Annotated in this window: 18 protein-coding genes and 1 other RNA gene; 3 read left to right on the forward strand and 16 right to left on the reverse strand. The window is 70.9% G+C overall.

Annotated elements, in window-relative coordinates:
• Positions 1–134: 134 nt before the first annotated feature.
• From VKV23_11005 to VKV23_11065, 13 genes are all read right to left on the reverse strand, one after another.
• The gene (locus VKV23_11005; GenBank protein ID HLI16562.1) at positions 135–2,939 is read right to left on the reverse strand and encodes a vitamin B12-dependent ribonucleotide reductase; all 2,805 of its coding nucleotides are present in this window, start codon (positions 2,937–2,939) and stop codon (positions 135–137) included.
• Positions 2,940–3,108: 169 nt separating this feature from the next.
• Complete coding sequence (locus VKV23_11010; protein HLI16563.1) at positions 3,109–4,305, reverse strand: aminotransferase class I/II-fold pyridoxal phosphate-dependent enzyme; 1,197 nt, start codon at positions 4,303–4,305, stop codon at positions 3,109–3,111.
• Between the two features lie 36 nt (positions 4,306–4,341).
• On the reverse strand, positions 4,342–5,046 hold the full coding sequence (locus tag VKV23_11015; protein HLI16564.1) for an LLM class flavin-dependent oxidoreductase: 705 nt from the start codon (positions 5,044–5,046) through the stop codon (positions 4,342–4,344).
• A 34-nt stretch (positions 5,047–5,080) separates the two neighbouring features.
• A complete protein-coding gene (locus VKV23_11020; protein HLI16565.1) occupies positions 5,081–5,521 on the reverse strand; it encodes an SRPBCC family protein in 441 nt (146 codons plus the stop codon).
• A 92-nt stretch (positions 5,522–5,613) separates the two neighbouring features.
• Positions 5,614–6,741: a glycosyltransferase family 4 protein gene (locus tag VKV23_11025; GenBank protein HLI16566.1), complete on the reverse strand. Its 1,128-nt coding sequence runs from the start codon at positions 6,739–6,741 to the stop codon at positions 5,614–5,616.
• A gap of 30 nt (positions 6,742–6,771) precedes the next feature.
• On the reverse strand, positions 6,772–6,972 hold the full coding sequence (locus VKV23_11030; protein HLI16567.1) for a hypothetical protein: 201 nt from the start codon (positions 6,970–6,972) through the stop codon (positions 6,772–6,774).
• 90 nt (positions 6,973–7,062) lie between these two features.
• Positions 7,063–7,308: a hypothetical protein gene (locus tag VKV23_11035; protein HLI16568.1), complete on the reverse strand. Its 246-nt coding sequence runs from the start codon at positions 7,306–7,308 to the stop codon at positions 7,063–7,065.
• A 9-nt stretch (positions 7,309–7,317) separates the two neighbouring features.
• Entirely contained in the window at positions 7,318–7,962 is a 645-nt protein-coding gene (rdgB, locus tag VKV23_11040; GenBank protein ID HLI16569.1) for an RdgB/HAM1 family non-canonical purine NTP pyrophosphatase, read from the reverse strand.
• On the reverse strand, positions 7,959–8,735 hold the full coding sequence (gene rph, locus VKV23_11045; GenBank protein HLI16570.1) for a ribonuclease PH: 777 nt from the start codon (positions 8,733–8,735) through the stop codon (positions 7,959–7,961). The genes rdgB and rph overlap by 4 nt, the downstream gene beginning before the upstream one ends.
• Before the next feature lie 31 nt (positions 8,736–8,766).
• A complete protein-coding gene (gene murI, locus VKV23_11050) occupies positions 8,767–9,618 on the reverse strand; it encodes a glutamate racemase (GenBank protein HLI16571.1) in 852 nt (283 codons plus the stop codon).
• Between the two features lie 58 nt (positions 9,619–9,676).
• Complete coding sequence (locus tag VKV23_11055; GenBank protein ID HLI16572.1) at positions 9,677–10,624, reverse strand: cysteine synthase family protein; 948 nt, start codon at positions 10,622–10,624, stop codon at positions 9,677–9,679.
• A 5-nt stretch (positions 10,625–10,629) separates the two neighbouring features.
• Positions 10,630–10,920: a ubiquitin-like small modifier protein 1 gene (locus VKV23_11060; GenBank protein HLI16573.1), complete on the reverse strand. Its 291-nt coding sequence runs from the start codon at positions 10,918–10,920 to the stop codon at positions 10,630–10,632.
• A 100-nt stretch (positions 10,921–11,020) separates the two neighbouring features.
• A complete protein-coding gene (locus tag VKV23_11065; protein HLI16574.1) occupies positions 11,021–11,491 on the reverse strand; it encodes a M67 family metallopeptidase in 471 nt (156 codons plus the stop codon).
• A 25-nt stretch (positions 11,492–11,516) separates the two neighbouring features.
• On the opposite strand from VKV23_11065, the gene smpB reads away from it, so the two are divergent.
• Both smpB and ssrA read left to right on the forward strand, forming a co-directional pair.
• Positions 11,517–12,035 carry an SsrA-binding protein SmpB gene (gene smpB, locus VKV23_11070; GenBank protein ID HLI16575.1) on the forward strand — a complete coding sequence of 173 codons (519 nt, stop codon included), beginning with the start codon at positions 11,517–11,519 and terminating at the stop codon, positions 12,033–12,035.
• A gap of 49 nt (positions 12,036–12,084) precedes the next feature.
• Positions 12,085–12,436, forward strand: a transfer-messenger RNA (tmRNA) gene (gene ssrA, locus VKV23_11075).
• Between the two features lie 461 nt (positions 12,437–12,897).
• On the opposite strand, the gene VKV23_11080 is transcribed toward ssrA, so the two are convergent.
• From VKV23_11080 to VKV23_11090, 3 genes are read right to left on the reverse strand one after another with little or no spacing between them, the layout of a single operon-like run.
• Positions 12,898–13,308 (reverse strand): arsenate reductase ArsC, encoded by a 411-nt coding sequence (locus tag VKV23_11080; protein ID HLI16576.1) that lies wholly within the window; start codon positions 13,306–13,308, stop codon positions 12,898–12,900.
• Entirely contained in the window at positions 13,305–14,474 is a 1,170-nt protein-coding gene (arsB, locus tag VKV23_11085) for an ACR3 family arsenite efflux transporter (protein ID HLI16577.1), read from the reverse strand. Before arsB ends, VKV23_11080 begins: the two co-directional genes overlap by 4 nt.
• Positions 14,471–14,962 (reverse strand): ArsI/CadI family heavy metal resistance metalloenzyme, encoded by a 492-nt coding sequence (locus VKV23_11090; protein ID HLI16578.1) that lies wholly within the window; start codon positions 14,960–14,962, stop codon positions 14,471–14,473. The genes arsB and VKV23_11090 overlap by 4 nt, the downstream gene beginning before the upstream one ends.
• A gap of 44 nt (positions 14,963–15,006) precedes the next feature.
• Between VKV23_11090 and VKV23_11095 the strand changes: the two genes are divergently transcribed.
• The gene (locus VKV23_11095) at positions 15,007–15,363 is read left to right on the forward strand and encodes a metalloregulator ArsR/SmtB family transcription factor (GenBank protein ID HLI16579.1); all 357 of its coding nucleotides are present in this window, start codon (positions 15,007–15,009) and stop codon (positions 15,361–15,363) included.
• Positions 15,364–15,444: the final 81 nt, after the last annotated feature.

Raw genomic sequence — 15,444 nt, forward strand, 5'->3', positions numbered from 1 at the left:
CCCCACCAGCCGTCCAACTCCTCACCGCCTGGCGGGGCACGCTCTAGCAGTAGAGCTCGAAGCTCGGGAGCACGCAGTGCTCACCGCCAGGTGGCTCGGAGACCAGCCTCCCACCGGAGGCCGTTCCGCTCCCATTAGGAGCACCCGCTCGTCGCGCCACAGCTGGGGCACGCAAAGCACGAGCCCGCGCGCTGCATGATGTTCCCGCAGGCGTAGCAGAACGGCGCGTCCCTCGTCTCCGCGATACCCAGGTCGATGCCCGGCCGAGACAGGCTGTCGCCGCCCTCGCCGAAGCGCTCCTGCTCCTTTCGCAGCGCCCGCTCGTCGAGCTCGACGTCCTCGAGGCCCGGCAACGTCGGCTGAGTCCGCTCGCCAGTCGACAAGATCCCCAGCTCGATCCGCTCGTCGAGCGGTAGGTAGTCGAGCGCGAGACGCCGGAAGATGTAATCGACGAGGCTCGACGCGAGGCGAAGCTCCGGATCGTCGGTGATGCCGGCCGGCTCGAAGCGCATGTTCGTGTACTTGCGCACGAACGTCGACAACGGGACGCCGTGCTGCAGCCCGAGGCTCACTGCGATGGCAAAGGCGTCCATGACCCCCGACAGAGTCGAGCCCTGCTTGGACACCTTCATGAACACCTCGCCCGGCCGGCCGTCCTCGTACTCGCCGACCGTCACGTACCCTTCGCAATCCGCGACGCGGAAGGCGAACGTATTCGAGCGCCGCCGCCGTGGAAGGCGCGCCCGAGACGTCGGCGCCGGCGCGCTGGTCCGCAGCGCGGACTCCAGCTCGGCGAGGCGCGCCCGGAGGGCGGCGACGTCGGCAGCCGAGGGGGCATCCTCGCTGCCCGACTCGTTCCTCGTCGTCTGCAGCGGCTGGGCTACCTTGCAGTTGTCGCGATAGATCGCGACGGCCTTGAGGCCCATCCTCCAGGCGTCGATGTGGAGCTGCTCGACGTCATCGACCGTGACGTTCTCGGGAAGGTTCACGGTCTTGGAGATGGCGCCCGAGATGAACGGCTGCGCCGCGGCCATCATCTTCACGTGCCCGCTGTAGTGGATCACGTTGTCGCCCATGGAGCACGCGAACACGGGCAGGTGCTCTGCCTTGACGTGCGGTGCGCCGAGAATCGACTTGTGCGCGTCGATGTACGACACGATCTCGGCGATCTCTCCCTCCGTGTAGCCGAGGCGACGCAGCGCTCGCGGCACGGTCTGGTTGACGATCGACATGGTGCCACCACCCACCAGCTTCTTCGTCTTCACGAGACTCAGATCTGGTTCGATTCCAGTGGTGTCGCAGTCCATCAGGAACGAGATCGTCCCGGTCGGCGCGAGCACCGTCGCCTGGGAGTTCCGCACCCCGTACACCTCGGCGAGCTCGACGGCCGCGTCCCACGCCTGCTGCGCAGCGCCGAGCAGCTCCGGCGGCACGAGCTCCTCGTCGATCTTCGCGACCTCGGCTCGGTGCATGCGCAGCACATCGACCATCGGCTTCGCGTTCTCCGTGAACCCCGCGAAGGGGCCCATCCGGGCCGCGATGCGTGCCGAGGTGACGTACGCGTGCCCCGTCATGAGCGCTGTCACCGCGGCAGTGAACGCGCGCGCCTCGTCCGAGTCGTACGGCAGCCCGAGCGCCATGATCGTCGCCCCGAGATTGGCGTAGCCGAGGCCGAGCTGGCGGAAGCGCCGAGTCGTCTCGGCAATCTTCTCGGTCGGGTAGTCCGCGTTGCCGACGAGGATCTCCTGCGCGGTAATCATCACCGCGACAGCGGCCTTGAATCCCTCTGTGTCGAAGGTGCCGTCCTCGTCGAGGAATCGCAGGAGGTTGAGACTCGCAAGGTTGCACGCCGAGTTGTCGAGGTGCATGTACTCGCTGCAGGGGTTCGAGGCGCTGATGCGCCCGGTGTTCGGTGCCGTGTGCCAGCGGTTGATCGTCGTGTCGAACTGGAGGCCGGGATCTGCGCACTCCCAGGCGGCCTCGGCGATCTCCCGGAACAGTGCACGTGCAGAGACGGTCTCGAGCACCTCCCCGGTTGTGCGAGCCGTCAGATGCCACTCGCGATCCTCGAGCACGGCGTGCATGAAGTCGTCGCTCACGCGTACCGAGTTGTTGGCGTTCTGGTACTGGATCGAGTGAGCGTCCGCGCCGTCGAGGTCCATGTCGAAGCCGGCGGCAGCGAGCGCTCTCGCCTTGCGTTCCTCGCGGGCCTTGCACCAGATGAACTCGCGCACGTCCGGATGGTCGACGTCGAGGATCACCATCTTCGCAGCGCGCCGCGTCTTGCCGCCCGACTTGATGGTCCCAGCCGAGGCGTCCGCCCCGCGCATGAAGCTGACGGGACCAGACGCCGTCCCGCCGCCGGCGAGCTGCTCCCTCGAGCCGCGGATGCGCGAGAGATTGACGCCCGAGCCCGAGCCACCCTTGAAGATCGTCCCCTCCTCGACGTACCAGTTGAGGATCGAGGACATCGAGTCCTCCACCGAGAGGATGAAGCACGCCGAGGCCTGCTGGGGTACGCCCTTCACCCCGATGTTGAACCACACCGGCGAGTTGAACGCCGCCTTCTGCTCGACGATCAGGTGCTTCAGCTCGTCGCTGAACGTGGCGGCCTCCGAGGCATCGCTGAAGTACCCGTCCTTCACGCCCCAGCCCGTGATCGTGTCGACGACCCGGTCGACCACCTGACGCAGCGAGGTCTCGCGCTCGGGACTGCCGAGGGTCCCCCGGAAGTACTTCTGGGCCAGGATGTTCGTTGCGTTCATCGACCACGTCACCGGGACCTCGACGCCGAGCTGCTCGAAGGCCACGGCACCGCTGCGGAAGTCCGTGATGCGCGAGTCACGCCGCTCCCACTCGAGCGCGTCGTAGGGATGGAGACCTTCCGTCGTGAAGTATCGGCGGATGCCGATGTCGACGCGCTCCCCAGTTACGGCCATCGGTTCGCTCCTCCCTCGGCGGCGGGCTCCCGCGACACCCGCTCTAGCAGCTCGGTGTCTCGGTCTCCACGATCGAGACACAACATCTTGTGGTCGATCTAGAGCCTACCACTAGATGAGGAGGCAATTACACCATCGTGATTACACAGCTGTCAAGAGTCCGCGCGCCTCAGAGCTCGGCGAGTGCCCGGCGCATGGTTCGGACGGCCTGGGCGATCCGCTGCTCGTTCTCGATGAGCGCGAAGCGGACGAAGCCGTCTCCGCCCGGACCGAACCCGACTCCCGGCGCCGTCGCCACCTTCGCCTCGGCGATGAGGAACTTCGCGAACTCGAGGGACCCCAGGTGCGCGTACGGTTCCGGTATCGGCGCCCAGACGAACATGGTTCCCTTCGGTTTGTCGACCGTCCAGCCGATCCGCGCCAGACCGTCGCACAGGGCATCACGGCGGTGCAGGTAGATCTCGTTCACCGCCTTCGGATACTCCGGCTCCTCGTTCATCGCGACGGTCGCGGCGATCTGGATCGGCTGGAACGTCCCGTAGTCGAGGTAGCTCTTGAGCTTCGTGAGCGCCTGGACGACTGCTGCGTTGCCGACCATGAACGCGACGCGCCAGCCCGCCATGGAGAAGGACTTGGTGAGCGTGTAGAGCTCCACGGCCACCTCGTCGGCCCCTGGCACCTGGAGGATCGACGGGGGCGAGTACCCGTCGAAGGCGGTGTCCGAGTAGGCGAAGTCGTGGACGAGCACGACGTCGTGCTCGCGCGCGAAGTCCACGAGCCGCGCCATCGTCGCGAGGTCGATGCACGCGGTCGTCGGGTTGTGGGGGAAGGAGAAGATCACGACCCGAGGCTTGGGCCAGGCCGACTCCCACGCCTCGATGAGGTTCGCGAAGAACCCCTCCCCCGCGTCGACCTCGTTCCGGCCCAGGCCGTCGAGGCGCACCATGCGGACGTCGGCCCCGGCGAACAGCGGCGCGTAGATGTGGATCGGGTAGGACGGGGCGGGGACGAGCGCCGTGTCACCCGGGCCGACGAGCACCCACATGAGGTGGGAGAGCCCCTCCTTCGCCCCGATCGTCGTGACGACCTGGCGCTCGGGGTCGAGCTCGACCCCGAAGCGGCGCAGGTAGAGGTCTGCTGCGGCCTGGCGGAGCTTCGGGATCCCGCGCGAGGAGGAGTACCGGTGGTTGCGGGGGTTGCGCGCCGCTTCGGCGAGCTTGTCCACGGCCACGGTGGGCGACGGGATGTCGGGGTTCCCGAAACCGAGGTCGATCACGTCCTCGCCGGCTCGGCGCGCGGCCAGCTTCAGGGCATCGACCTCGGCGAATACGTACGGCGGCAGACCGTTGATCCGACGGAAGTCCATAGCTCAGGGTAGCGCTCGAGGCGATGCCGGGCCTCCTCAGTCCCGCAGGGCGATGCCCGAACCCCTCACGGCCGCGAGGAGCGGGGCGACGGACCCGGGCCAGGTGACGACGGCCCAGGTCGCCCCGGCTGCCTCGAGCGCCGAGAGGAGCCCCGCCGCCGCCGCGGTGTCCGCGGGGAGGACGCCGGCCCAGCTCACCGGGCCGGCACGGGCGGCTCGTGCGACCTGCTCGGGCGGTACCCCCCACAGGTTCAGCGTGGCCCCGCGGCGACGCGCCACCTCGTTGGTCTCGCTGGAGCCCGCGCCGATCCATACCTCGATCCCAGCGCGACCGAGCGCGGCGGCAACCTCCTCGAGCGACCGGCGCCGATCTCGCGCCGACGAGTAGGCGATGCCGTAGGCGCGGTTCTCCTCGGCGCTCTTGCGGTCCCCGGTCCCCAGGCCAGCGATCAGACGACCCTCGGCGAGCGCCGCAACCGTCTCGAGCGCGCCCACGAGCACCTCGTCGCTCGCGAGCCCGACGCGGGCGACGAGCGTGCCGACGGCGAGCCGCCGGGAGCGCACGGCGAGCGCTCCGAGCAGGGGAAACGCCGAGATCGCCGGCTTGCCCGGCTCGCCCATCGGCCAGAGGTGATCGTAGACGAAGGCGCCGTGGACACCTGCCGCCTCCGCCGCGTCGAGCGCGTCGCGTGCGTCCCGAGCGCTGGCCGCAAAGCTCGGGAGGATCACGCCGAGGCGCACCGCTACCTACCGCCGCGCACCCGTCCGGCGCGCGTCAGGCGGAGGACTCCACGCGCGACTTCAGGTCGCGGATCGCGGCGTGGAGGATGTGGCCCTCGGCCCGGCGCTTCACGAACCCCGGGAGGGGCACTCGCAGCTCGACGGTGAGCTCGTAGCTCACCTCGGTGTGCCCTTCCCCGATCGCCGCGAAACGGTAGCTGCCGTCCAGTCGGTTCGTGAGGTCCCCCTCCTTCTGGACCCACGAGACGACGTCGGGCGCACGCGAGTAGTCGTAGGCGAGGACGTAGTGCGTGCTCCGGCCGAAGGCGCCCGCGCGAAAGCTCACGACGCAGGCCCGACCCGCGTCGTCGCGCTCGAGGACGTGGACCTCCTTGATGTCGGCCACCCACTCCGGGTACCGCTCGAAGTCCGTGACGACCGCGAAGCAGCGCGCCGGCGTGCCGGCGATCACGAGGTGTTCGGCGGTGTGCTCCACGGCTGCTCTCCTTCCAGCGGACGCCTCGCGTCCTGTCAGCCTTGCACGTGGCCGAGCCCCCGTGCAGCGGCGCGCCCGGTAGGAGCCGCAGGTCAGCCCCCCGCGGCGGCGAGCGCGGCGGCGAGCCGTCCCGCGAGGACGGCGTAGTTGAACGAGCCCACCGCCCGCTCGTGCGCCGCGGCGCCGAGGGCAGCGCGCAGATCGGCGTCGACGACCAGGCGCCGCAGCGCCGCTGCCACCGCGACGGTGTCGGCAGGGCGGTCGACGACGAGCCCGGTGACGCCGTCCACGACCGCGTCCTCGGCGCCGCCGCTGCGTCCCGCGAGCTGCGGCACCCCGCACGCTGCCGCCTCGAGGAACACGATGCCGAAACCTTCCTGCTCGAGACCGAGCCACCTGGTTCGGCAGCACATCGCCGCCACATCCGCGAGCCCCGTGAGCCTGGGCAGGCCGTCCTCGTCGACGGCGCCGAGGAGGCGTGCCGGCGCCCGCAGGCGTCGGATCAGGCGCTCGAGGCGCGGGGCATCCCGCCCCGAGCCCCCGATGACCAGCCGGAGACCGAGTCCCTCGCTGGCCAGGCGCGCGGTCGCCTCGATCAGGACGTCCATGCCCTTGCGGGGAACGAGCCGGCTCACGCTCACGACGACGACCTCGTCGTCGCGCAGTCCGTAGGCTCGACGTGCCTCGCTACGGGCCGCCGGCGTCAGCGGACGGAAGCGGCCCGGGTCGACGCCCGGCGGGACGACGACCGTCTCGGGCGTCGTCCTCCCCGCCAGCGCGCGCGCCTCGCGCGCGGGGTAGTCACCGGCAGCGATGAGGAGCCGCGCGCCAGCCAGGACCCGCGCCAGCAGCGGGCGGAGCAGGGGTACTCGAGCGGGCACCGTGATCTCGGCACCGTGGAGCACGACCGCGTACGGGATGGGAAGGTCGCGTCCGAGCAGGCCGAGTGGCAGCGCAGGATCGAGCACGACGAGTCTGGCGTCGAGCTCCTGCGCCAGGGCCTCGATCCGCCGCCGCAGCTGCCTCGTCGGAAGGAGGATCGAGCTCTCGACCCGTTCGACTCGGAAGCCCAGGGAGGCATCGAAGCGCCTCGCACCCGGGTGTGCGGTCGTGACCACGGCGAAGCGCTCGGGGGGGAGGCGACGCCAGAGCTCGTAGAGGTAGCTCTGGATCCCGCCGACCTTCGGGGGGAAGTCGTTCGTGACGAGGAGGTGCCTCATCGACAGCGCGCGCCGATCAGGTGCTCCCGGTCACGACACCCGCCGCTCGTGGCGGAGGACTGGAACCAGGCCAACGGCAGCGAGCAGGCGAACCGCCCGCGCCTCGGCGGCGTCGATGACGACGGCGTCGTCGGGCTCGCGCCCGAGGAGGAACGTGACGACGCAGTCGTCACAGGCGCCGGTGCCCTGGAGCTTGCAGTCGTCGCAGCTGATCGTCATTGCCTGGTCCACGGCCCTCGCTCCTCGTTCTCCGACGGGCGGCGTCGCGACCCCTCGCGCGGTCCAGGCGATGATGCCGCTGCCGTGTGTCAGCGAGCTCGGTCAGGCGCCGCGCGCAGCGCCGGACACCGTGGGCAGTCCCTCCGCGTCACCGAGCACGTCGACGGTGGACGTTCCCCCACACCAGCGGCAGGTGACCGCCTCCACCCGGCTCTCGAGCAGCTCCTCCTCCTCGACGGTGCACTCTCCGCCCAAGGTGAAGTGGTGGAAGGCGCGCGTGCGCCTCGTGGATACCACGTCGAAGCGGGTTCGGTTGCCGCACGCTCGGCAGCGGTAGGTCGTCACCACGGAGCGAAACTAGCGCGGCCCGCGCCCCTCGCGTCCCGCCAGCACCTCGTCCTGGTCACCCGCCATCGCGGCGACCTGCAGGGCGAGCGCCCGCAGCGCCCGGCCGCGGTGTGACACGGCCTGCTTCTCGTCGCCTCGCATCTCCGCGAACGTGCGTCCGTCGCCGTCGTCGGGGATGAACACTGCGTCGTAGCCGAACCCGCCGGTTCCGCGCGGCTCGGCCGCGATCGTGCCGGGCGCCACGCCGTCCGCGACCAGCTGCGCGCCACCGGGCAGCTCGAGCACGACGACGGTCCGGAACCGTGCCCGACGATCGCGCACCCCGCGCAGGTGCGCAAGGAGCTTCGCGACGTTCTCGGCGTCCGTCGCGTCGGCTCCGGCGTAGCGGGCCGAGCGCACCCCCGGCGCCCCGCCGAGCGCCTCGACCTCGAGGCCGGTGTCGTCCGCCAGTGCGGCCAAGCCCGTCGCCTCGCGCAACGCCCTCGCCTTGATCCGTGCGTTCTCCTCGAGGGTGGCCCCGAGCTCTTCGACCGGCGGCACCGACGCAGGACGTGGGACGAGCTCGGCCTCGGGGACGAGGGGGCCGAAGATGCTCGCCAGCTCGGATGCCTTCTCCCGGTTCGCGGAGGCGACGACGATCTTCAGTCGGCTCATCGACCCTGCTCGGCACGGATGGCGTGCCGCGGCGGCGGGGGGACGGCGAGGGCAGCGCGCTGGAGGTCGAGGAGCCGCTCGATCCCACCCGCGGCGAGATCGAGGAGCTGGTCGAGCTCGCCGCGGGTGAAGGCGAGACCCTCCGCGGTGCCCTGCAGCTCGACGAAGCGCCCGCCACCGGTCATCACGACGTTCATGTCCACCTCGGCACGCGAGTCCTCGCTGTAGTCGAGGTCGAGCATGCACACGGCGTCGACGACGCCGACCGAGATGGCCGCGAGCCCGTCCACGAGAGGATGGCGCCCGATGACGCCGGCGGCGACGAGCCTGCTGAAGGCGTCGTGCAGCGCGACGTACGCGCCCGTGATCGCCGCCGTGCGAGTCCCGCCGTCGGCCTGGAGCACGTCGCAGTCGACGATGATCTGGCGCTCGCCGAGGGCGCGCAGGTCGCAGACCGCACGCAGCGAGCGGCCGATCAGCCGCTGGATCTCGTGCGTGCGCCCGGATTGCCGCCCGCGTGTCGCCTCGCGCGCGACGCGCTCGGCAGAGGACCCTGGCAGCAGCGAGTACTCCGCCGTCAGCCAGCCGCGCCCGGACCCGCGCAGCCAACGGGGCACGTCCTCGTCCACCGAGGCCGTGCACAGCACCTTCGTCTTCCCCATCGAGACGAGCACCGAGCCCGGCGCGAACTCCGTGAAATCGCGCACGAGCTCGAGCGGGCGACAGGCATCGACCGGTCGACCGTCGCGCCGAGCGGGGGACGGCGGCTGCATGGCTGCTCCTTCCGAGTGCGTCCCGCCGACCCTACCGTGGGGGCAGCCCGTGGTGCGCGGGCAAGGACCGAAGCTGCGGGTCGCCGAAGTCGATCCGCTCGGCGCGCGCGAGCTCGGGACCGAGGAGACGGCCCCCGAGCGACGCGAACTGAGCCGCATCGCCCGAGGAGAGGAACCGGTGGGGACCCTCGGGCGGCCGCACAGCAGCGAGACCGCTCTCCCGGAGGACCTCACGGACCTCGAACGCGGTCTCCTCCGCCGACGACACGAGCACCACGTCTCGACCCATCACGGTGCCGATCGTGCGCGCGAGGAAGGGGTAGTGCGTGCAGCCGAGCAGAAGGGTGTCGATCGAGCAGGAGCGGAGTGGAGCCAGGCGCTCTTCGACCAGGCGGCGAGCCTCGGGCCCCTCGAGCTCACCGCGCTCCACGAGCTCGACGAACCCGGGACAGGCGAGCCCATGGACCTCGGCCGTGATCCCCAGCGCCGCGGCTGCCTTCTCGTACGCGCCCGAGGAGATCGTGCCGACCGTCCCGATGACCCCGATGCGCTGGTTCTCGCTGACCCGGGCCGCGGCACGAAGACCTGGCTCGATGACGCCGACCACGGGGACGCGAAAGCGCGCCTGCAGGTCGCGAAGCCCCGCCGACGCCGCGGTGTTGCAGGCCACGACGAGCATCTTCACCCGCTCGCGCTCGACGAGGTAGTCAGCGATCTCGAGGCTGAACGAGCGCACCTCTTCCATCGGACGCGGTCCGTAGGGATAGCGAGCCGTGTCGCCCACGTACACGAGGCGCTCGTTGGGCAGCAGGTCGATGAGCGCCCGGGTCACCGTGAGCCCGCCGACCCCGCTGTCGAAGACGCCGATCGGCCGCTGCCTCACGCGAAGGAGGTTAGGCGAGCGATCCGGTCGCGCCGCTGCCACGCGGCGAGCGGCGACCTCAGAAGTAGATCACCCGCCTGGCCCGCTCGACGACGGCGTCCAGGTCTCCGGTCCACACACCGGTCGACAGGTACTTCCACCCGCCATCGGGCGAGAGAACGACGATCACGCCCTCCTCGATGAGACGGGCGCAGCGCACCGCGCCCGCCATCGCCGCGCCGGTCGAGATCCCCGCGAACACCCCGACCTCGGCCAGCCGCCTGGTCCACTCGACGGAGTCTCGTGGACCCACGACGGTCTTGCGGTCGAGGAGCTTCTCACCGCCGAGGTCGGTGAAGATCGGCGGGATGTAGCCCTCGTCGAGGTTCCGCAGCCCGTCGACCATCTCGCCCGTCGGTGGCTCGACCGCCCAGACCTGGACCTCTGGGTTCTGCTCCTTGAGGTAGCGGCCGACCCCGAGCAGCGTCCCGCTCGTGCCGAGGCCCGCGACGAAGTGGGTCACCTCGGGACAGTCGCGCCAGATCTCCGGCCCCGTGCCCTCGTAGTGGGCACGGGGGTTCGCGGGGTTGCCGTACTGGTACAGGAAGACCCACTCCGGGTGCTCCTTGGCCAGCCGCTGGGCAAGCCGGACGGCACCGTTCGAGCCTTCCGACCCCGGCGACTCGATCACCTCCGCTCCCCACACCTCGAGCAGCTGGCGACGCTCGGAGGAGACGTTCTCGGGAAGCACCACCTTGAGCCGATAGCCCTTCACCCGACAGACGAGCGCGAGGCCGATGCCCGTGTTGCCCGAGGACGGCTCGATGAGCACGGCTCCCGGGCCGAGCACGCCGCGCGCCTCCGCGTCCTCGACGAGCGCGACGGCGACCCTGTCCTTCACGGAGCCGCCGGGGTTCGTCCCCTCGAGCTTCACGACGATGCGCACCGCGGGGTTCGGGCTCAGCTGCGAGACGTCGACCATCGGCGTGTTGCCGATGAGCTCGAGCACGTTCCCGGCGATCGCCACGGCCGCTACGCCTGCGCGCCGCTGCCGCCGGCGACCGCCGGCAGGATCGAGATCACGTCGTCGGCGGCGACCTTCGTGTCGAGCTGGTCGAGGTAGCGGACGTCGTCGTCGTTGACGTACACGTTCACGAACCGGTGGAGGCTCCCGTCCGCGGTGAGCACCTGACCGGCGAGGCCCGGGTGGGCGGCCTCGAGCGCGCGCAGGACCTCGCCGACGGTCCCGCCCTCGACCGAGACCGTGGCCTGCCCGCCGGTCGCTGAGCGAAGCAGTGTCGGGACACGGACTTCGACGGACACAGCTCCTCCGGCAGGCTCATCGGCCAGGAAATCCTGACTCGCTAAGTCATAATAGCTGCCCCCTCGCCCGCCATGACGGCGAGCGTGCGTGCGCTGGCCGTTAGCGCGCGAGCTCGACCGCCTCCTCGACGACTCGACCGCCGTCGATCCGGTACGAGCGGACGGACGGGACCTCGTCGCGAAGTGACACGACGACGTAGTGCCAGGCGGGATCGGGTGCCTGGGCAACATCGGTCGGAGACGGGTAGGCATCGGTGTGCGTGTGCGAGTGGAACACGCCGACGATCTCGAGGCCCTCCGCACTCGCCTCGCGATCGGCTCGGAGGTGATCTCGCCCGTCGACCGAGTACAGGCGGGCCGACTGCGCCGCGTTCCGGGTGGGGTAGCAGCGCCGGACCTCTCCCGTGGAGGCGACGCCCACGAGCAGGCCGCACCCCTCCTCCGGATAGGCGGAGAGACAGTGAGCCACCATCGCCTCGAGCACGGCCCGCTCCAGGTGCAGGCGCGGCGGGCCCGGCTGCGTGCAAGCCACCGACGACGCCGATGGCGCGGGTCCGAACGGATCACCCATGCCCGTCGGAGGCTAGCTTGTCGTGATGACAGCGACGAGGGCGAAGCAGGCTCACCGCCGGTCGAGCGCGTCCCACCAGCGCGGGGCAGACCGCCGGGTCGCCCTGAACCGGCGCGCGCGGCACGAGTACGACATCCTCAGGACGCTCGAGTGCGGGATCGAGCTCCGCGGAGGAGAGGTGAAGTCCCTGCGCGCCGGACAGGTCAGCCTCCAGGACGCCTACGCCCGTGTGGAGAGCGGCGAGATCTGGCTGCTCGGAGCGCGCATCGCGCCCTACGAGTTCTCGAGCGGCTTCGGCTACGTGGACCCCGAGCGCCCTCGCCGTCTCCTGCTGCACCGAGCCGAGATCGACGAGCTGGCCGGCCTCGTCGCGCAGCAGTCGCTGACCCTCGTACCGCTGTCCATCTACTTCCGCGACGGTCGCGCCAAGGTGGAGCTCGCCCTCGCCCGGGGGCGCCGCCTCTACGACAAACGGCGAGCCATCGCGGAGCGCGAGGCGCGGGTCGAGGCAGCGCGCGCCATCAAGGCCTACCAGCACCGCTGAGGAGCCCCCGACAGCGCACGTGCGGCCAGCGGCTACACTGACCAGGGAAGGGGGTGACAGGCTTCGACTTCGGTCGTCGACGTGGGAGAAGCGAGCCGTGGTCTCCGGAGCCACGTTAAAGAGCCGGAGCACAAAACAAACGCCGAGCCTAAGCTCGCGCTTGCCGCCTAGCTGACGGCAACGTCTGGCCGGTCCAAGCCCCACGGGCCGGATCCAGGCGTCATCTTGTGGGGATCACCTGACTGAGGCTGTCGGCGCGTCGGTCAGGGACATCGCTGCCGACTTGGGTTGCACCCCGCGCCGGTGCCGGGATGGAGCCCGAGATGCCATGGCCGGATGCGCTCGGAGAAGGCCCACGGAGATCCCGAAGGACGCGGGTTCGATTCCCGCCACCTCCACAAGCGCGTGTTCGCATCGGCAGGCACGCAGTGTTCGCAATTGGCGCTAGCACGGCGCGGATGGGGCCCCGAGAGGGGTCAGACTCGGAATGCCCAGCCTTCGCGCCGCTGCTAGGCAGCGATCCAGCTCGGGGAGCGCCAGCCGACGGATCCTTAGCGCGCCGCGATCGGAGCGCGTGGCGACTGCGTCGTTCTCCTCCTCGAGGTGCTCGATTCTCCTCTGCGAGGTGCTCGGTCGGCGAGCCCGCGAGCGGCCACCTCGACCTCGCCGACGCCTTCTCGGGGCAGGACGAGACGTCTCCGGTGGTCCCCAGGCATCCGTCGCGCGTTTCGTCACGTGGGTGACCTGGAGTGCAAGGCGGACGGCGGTGCTCCTTCTCCCCGCCGCAGATGCAGCGCATCCGGCTCCTCCCTCCGCTCGCGGCACTGGCCTCGTCGTCGGCGCGCCGGCCGCGCTCCCCCCCTCACTGTGGGGTACGGAGGTTCGCGAGCAGGTCGCGCACGTGCCGGTCGATCTCGTCCACGATCGAGCGCACCGCGGAGACGTCCTTCCCGGCGGGGTCCTCGAGCTCCCAGTCGAGGTAGCGCTTGCCGGGGACGACGGGGCAGGAGGCGCCGCACCCCATCGTGACGACCACGTCGGCCACCTCCACGTCCCCGTGCGTGACGAGCCTTGGGAGCTCTCGCGACGGGTCGAGGCCGCGCTCGCGCAGCACCGCGACGACAGCGGGGTTCAGCTCGCTGCCCGGCTCCGTACCGGCCGAGCGGACCTCCACGGCGCCCCGCGCGTAGTGCTCGAGCAGGACCTTCGCTGCAAGGCTGCGACCCGCGTTGTGGGTGCAGAGGAAGAGCACGACCGGTCGCCGCTCCGTCATCGCCGACCGTCCGCACCCTCGATCTCACGCCTACCCCGGAGCGGTGGTCCGAAGCTCGCCGGCGCGCTCGCCCCCGCGAGGAGGCGCTGGCGGAGCCCCAGCGAGACGTACACGAGCGTTAGGAGCACCGGCACCTCGACGAGCGGACCGACCACCCCGGCGAGCGCTTCACCCGAGGTGGCGCCGAAGACACCGACTGCGACCGCGATGGCCAGCTCGAAGTTGTTGCCAGCCGCGGTGAACGAGAGCGTGGCGGTGCGCTCGTAGTCCAGCCCGAGCGCCCTCCCGAGGACGAAGGCGCCGGCCCACATCACGACGAAGTAGGCCACGAGCGGCACGGCGATGCGGACCACGTCGAGAGGATGCCCGGTGATCGCGCGCCCCTGCAGGGCGAAGAGGACGACGACCGTGAACAACAGCCCGTACAGGGCGAAGGGACCGAGGCGCGGGAGCAGGTGCGTCTCGTACCAGTCCTCCCCTCTCCAGCACACGCCGAGCACGCGCGTCGCGATGCCAGCGGCGAGCGGCACACCGAGGAAGAGGGCGACCGAGGAGGCGATGAGGCCGACGGGCGCGTCGATGCGACGACCGCCGAGGCCCAGCCACCCGGGCAGCACGACGAGGTAGAGGTAGGCGAGCGCCGAGTAGGCCGCGATCTGGAACACGGCATTGAGCGCCACGAGCACCGCCGCCGCCTCGCGGTCGCCACCGGCCAGGTCGTTCCAGATGAGCACCATGGCGATGCAGCGGGCCAGCCCGACGACGATGAGGCCGGTCCGGTACGCGGGCGCGTCGGCGAGCCACAGCCAGGCGAAGCAGAACATGACCGCCGGGCCGATAACCCAGTTGAGCACGAGCGACGCCACGAGAAGGCGGCGGTCGCGGGCAACCCCGCCGAGCTTCGAGAAGCGCACCTTGGCGAGCGGCGGGTACATCATCGCGAGGAGCCCGACGAAGATCGACGCCGGAACGCCGTCGGTCACCTGCGCGCCGTCGAGCGCGCGGCCGAGTCCGTGCACGCTCCGGCCGAGCCCCAGGCCGAGCCCCATGGCGAGGAGGATCCACGCCGGGAGGGACCGGTCGACGAGCGACAGCCCTGCGATCGGGGAGGCGCGCCCGGCGCTGGCGGGCGCGAGTGCCGCCGCCTCCCGCCCGCTCTCCCTCACGTGCCGGGACTGTCGCTCGCGCAGCACGCCACCGCTGGCGCACGACAGGAGCTCGTGTCGCCTGCGCCGCCCATCCGCGCGTCCGCGAGGACCGTGTAGACCTCCCAGGGCGTGCCGTCCGGGTCGGCGACCCAGACCTTGTCCTGCACGGCGTGGCAGCACGTCGCGGCCTGCTCGGTGACGACCGCCAGCCCCTCGTCCGACAGGCGCCGTGTCGCTCGCGCGACCTCGTCCCTCCCGCTGACCTCGATGCCGAGGTGGTTCAGCACTCCTGCGCCTCCCCTGCCCCGAACCCGTGGATCCTCGATCAGCACGAGCTTGAGCGGGGGGTCGGCAACGGCGAAGTTCGCGTAGCCATCTCGCCGCTTCGCCGGCTCGGCCCGGAGGAGCTTGCGGTAGAAGTCGACCGACGCCTGAAGGTCGGAGACGCTCAGGGCCAGCTGGACACGAGACGTGGGACGTCGGTGAGAAGTAGCATTCACGGACATCGATCACAGTCTCGCAGGTTGATCGACAACGGTCAATCCAGGAGGTGGACGTGCAGCGAGGGAGCGCAGCGATCGCGAACAGCCCGGCGAACCCCCCGCTGTGCTGTGGCGCCATCACGCGAGCGCCGCTCGCCGAGGCCGACGCGCAGCGTCTCGCACGAGTCCTCGAAGCGCTCGCAGACCCCGTCCGCCTCCGGCTCCTGTCGATCGTCGCCGCGCACGGCGAGGTGTGCTCGTGCGACCTCGAGCGGCCCCTCGGCAGGGCCCAGCCCACGATCTCGCACCACACCAAGGTGCTCGCCGAAGCGGGGCTGCTGACCGGCGAGCGTCGAGGCCGCTGGACGTGGTGGCGGATCGAGCCGGCGCGCCTGGCCGAGGTGCGGCGGGCCCTCGGCGCCTGAACGCGCCCCCGGCCCGAGGCGCCCGGCGCGAGGAACCGGAGGGCGGACCCGGGGCGCCGTGCGGCGACGGACGCGTCGGCC

This window comes from Acidimicrobiales bacterium (assembly GCA_035294085.1).
Lineage (GTDB): Bacteria > Actinomycetota > Acidimicrobiia > Acidimicrobiales > Bog-793 > DATGLP01.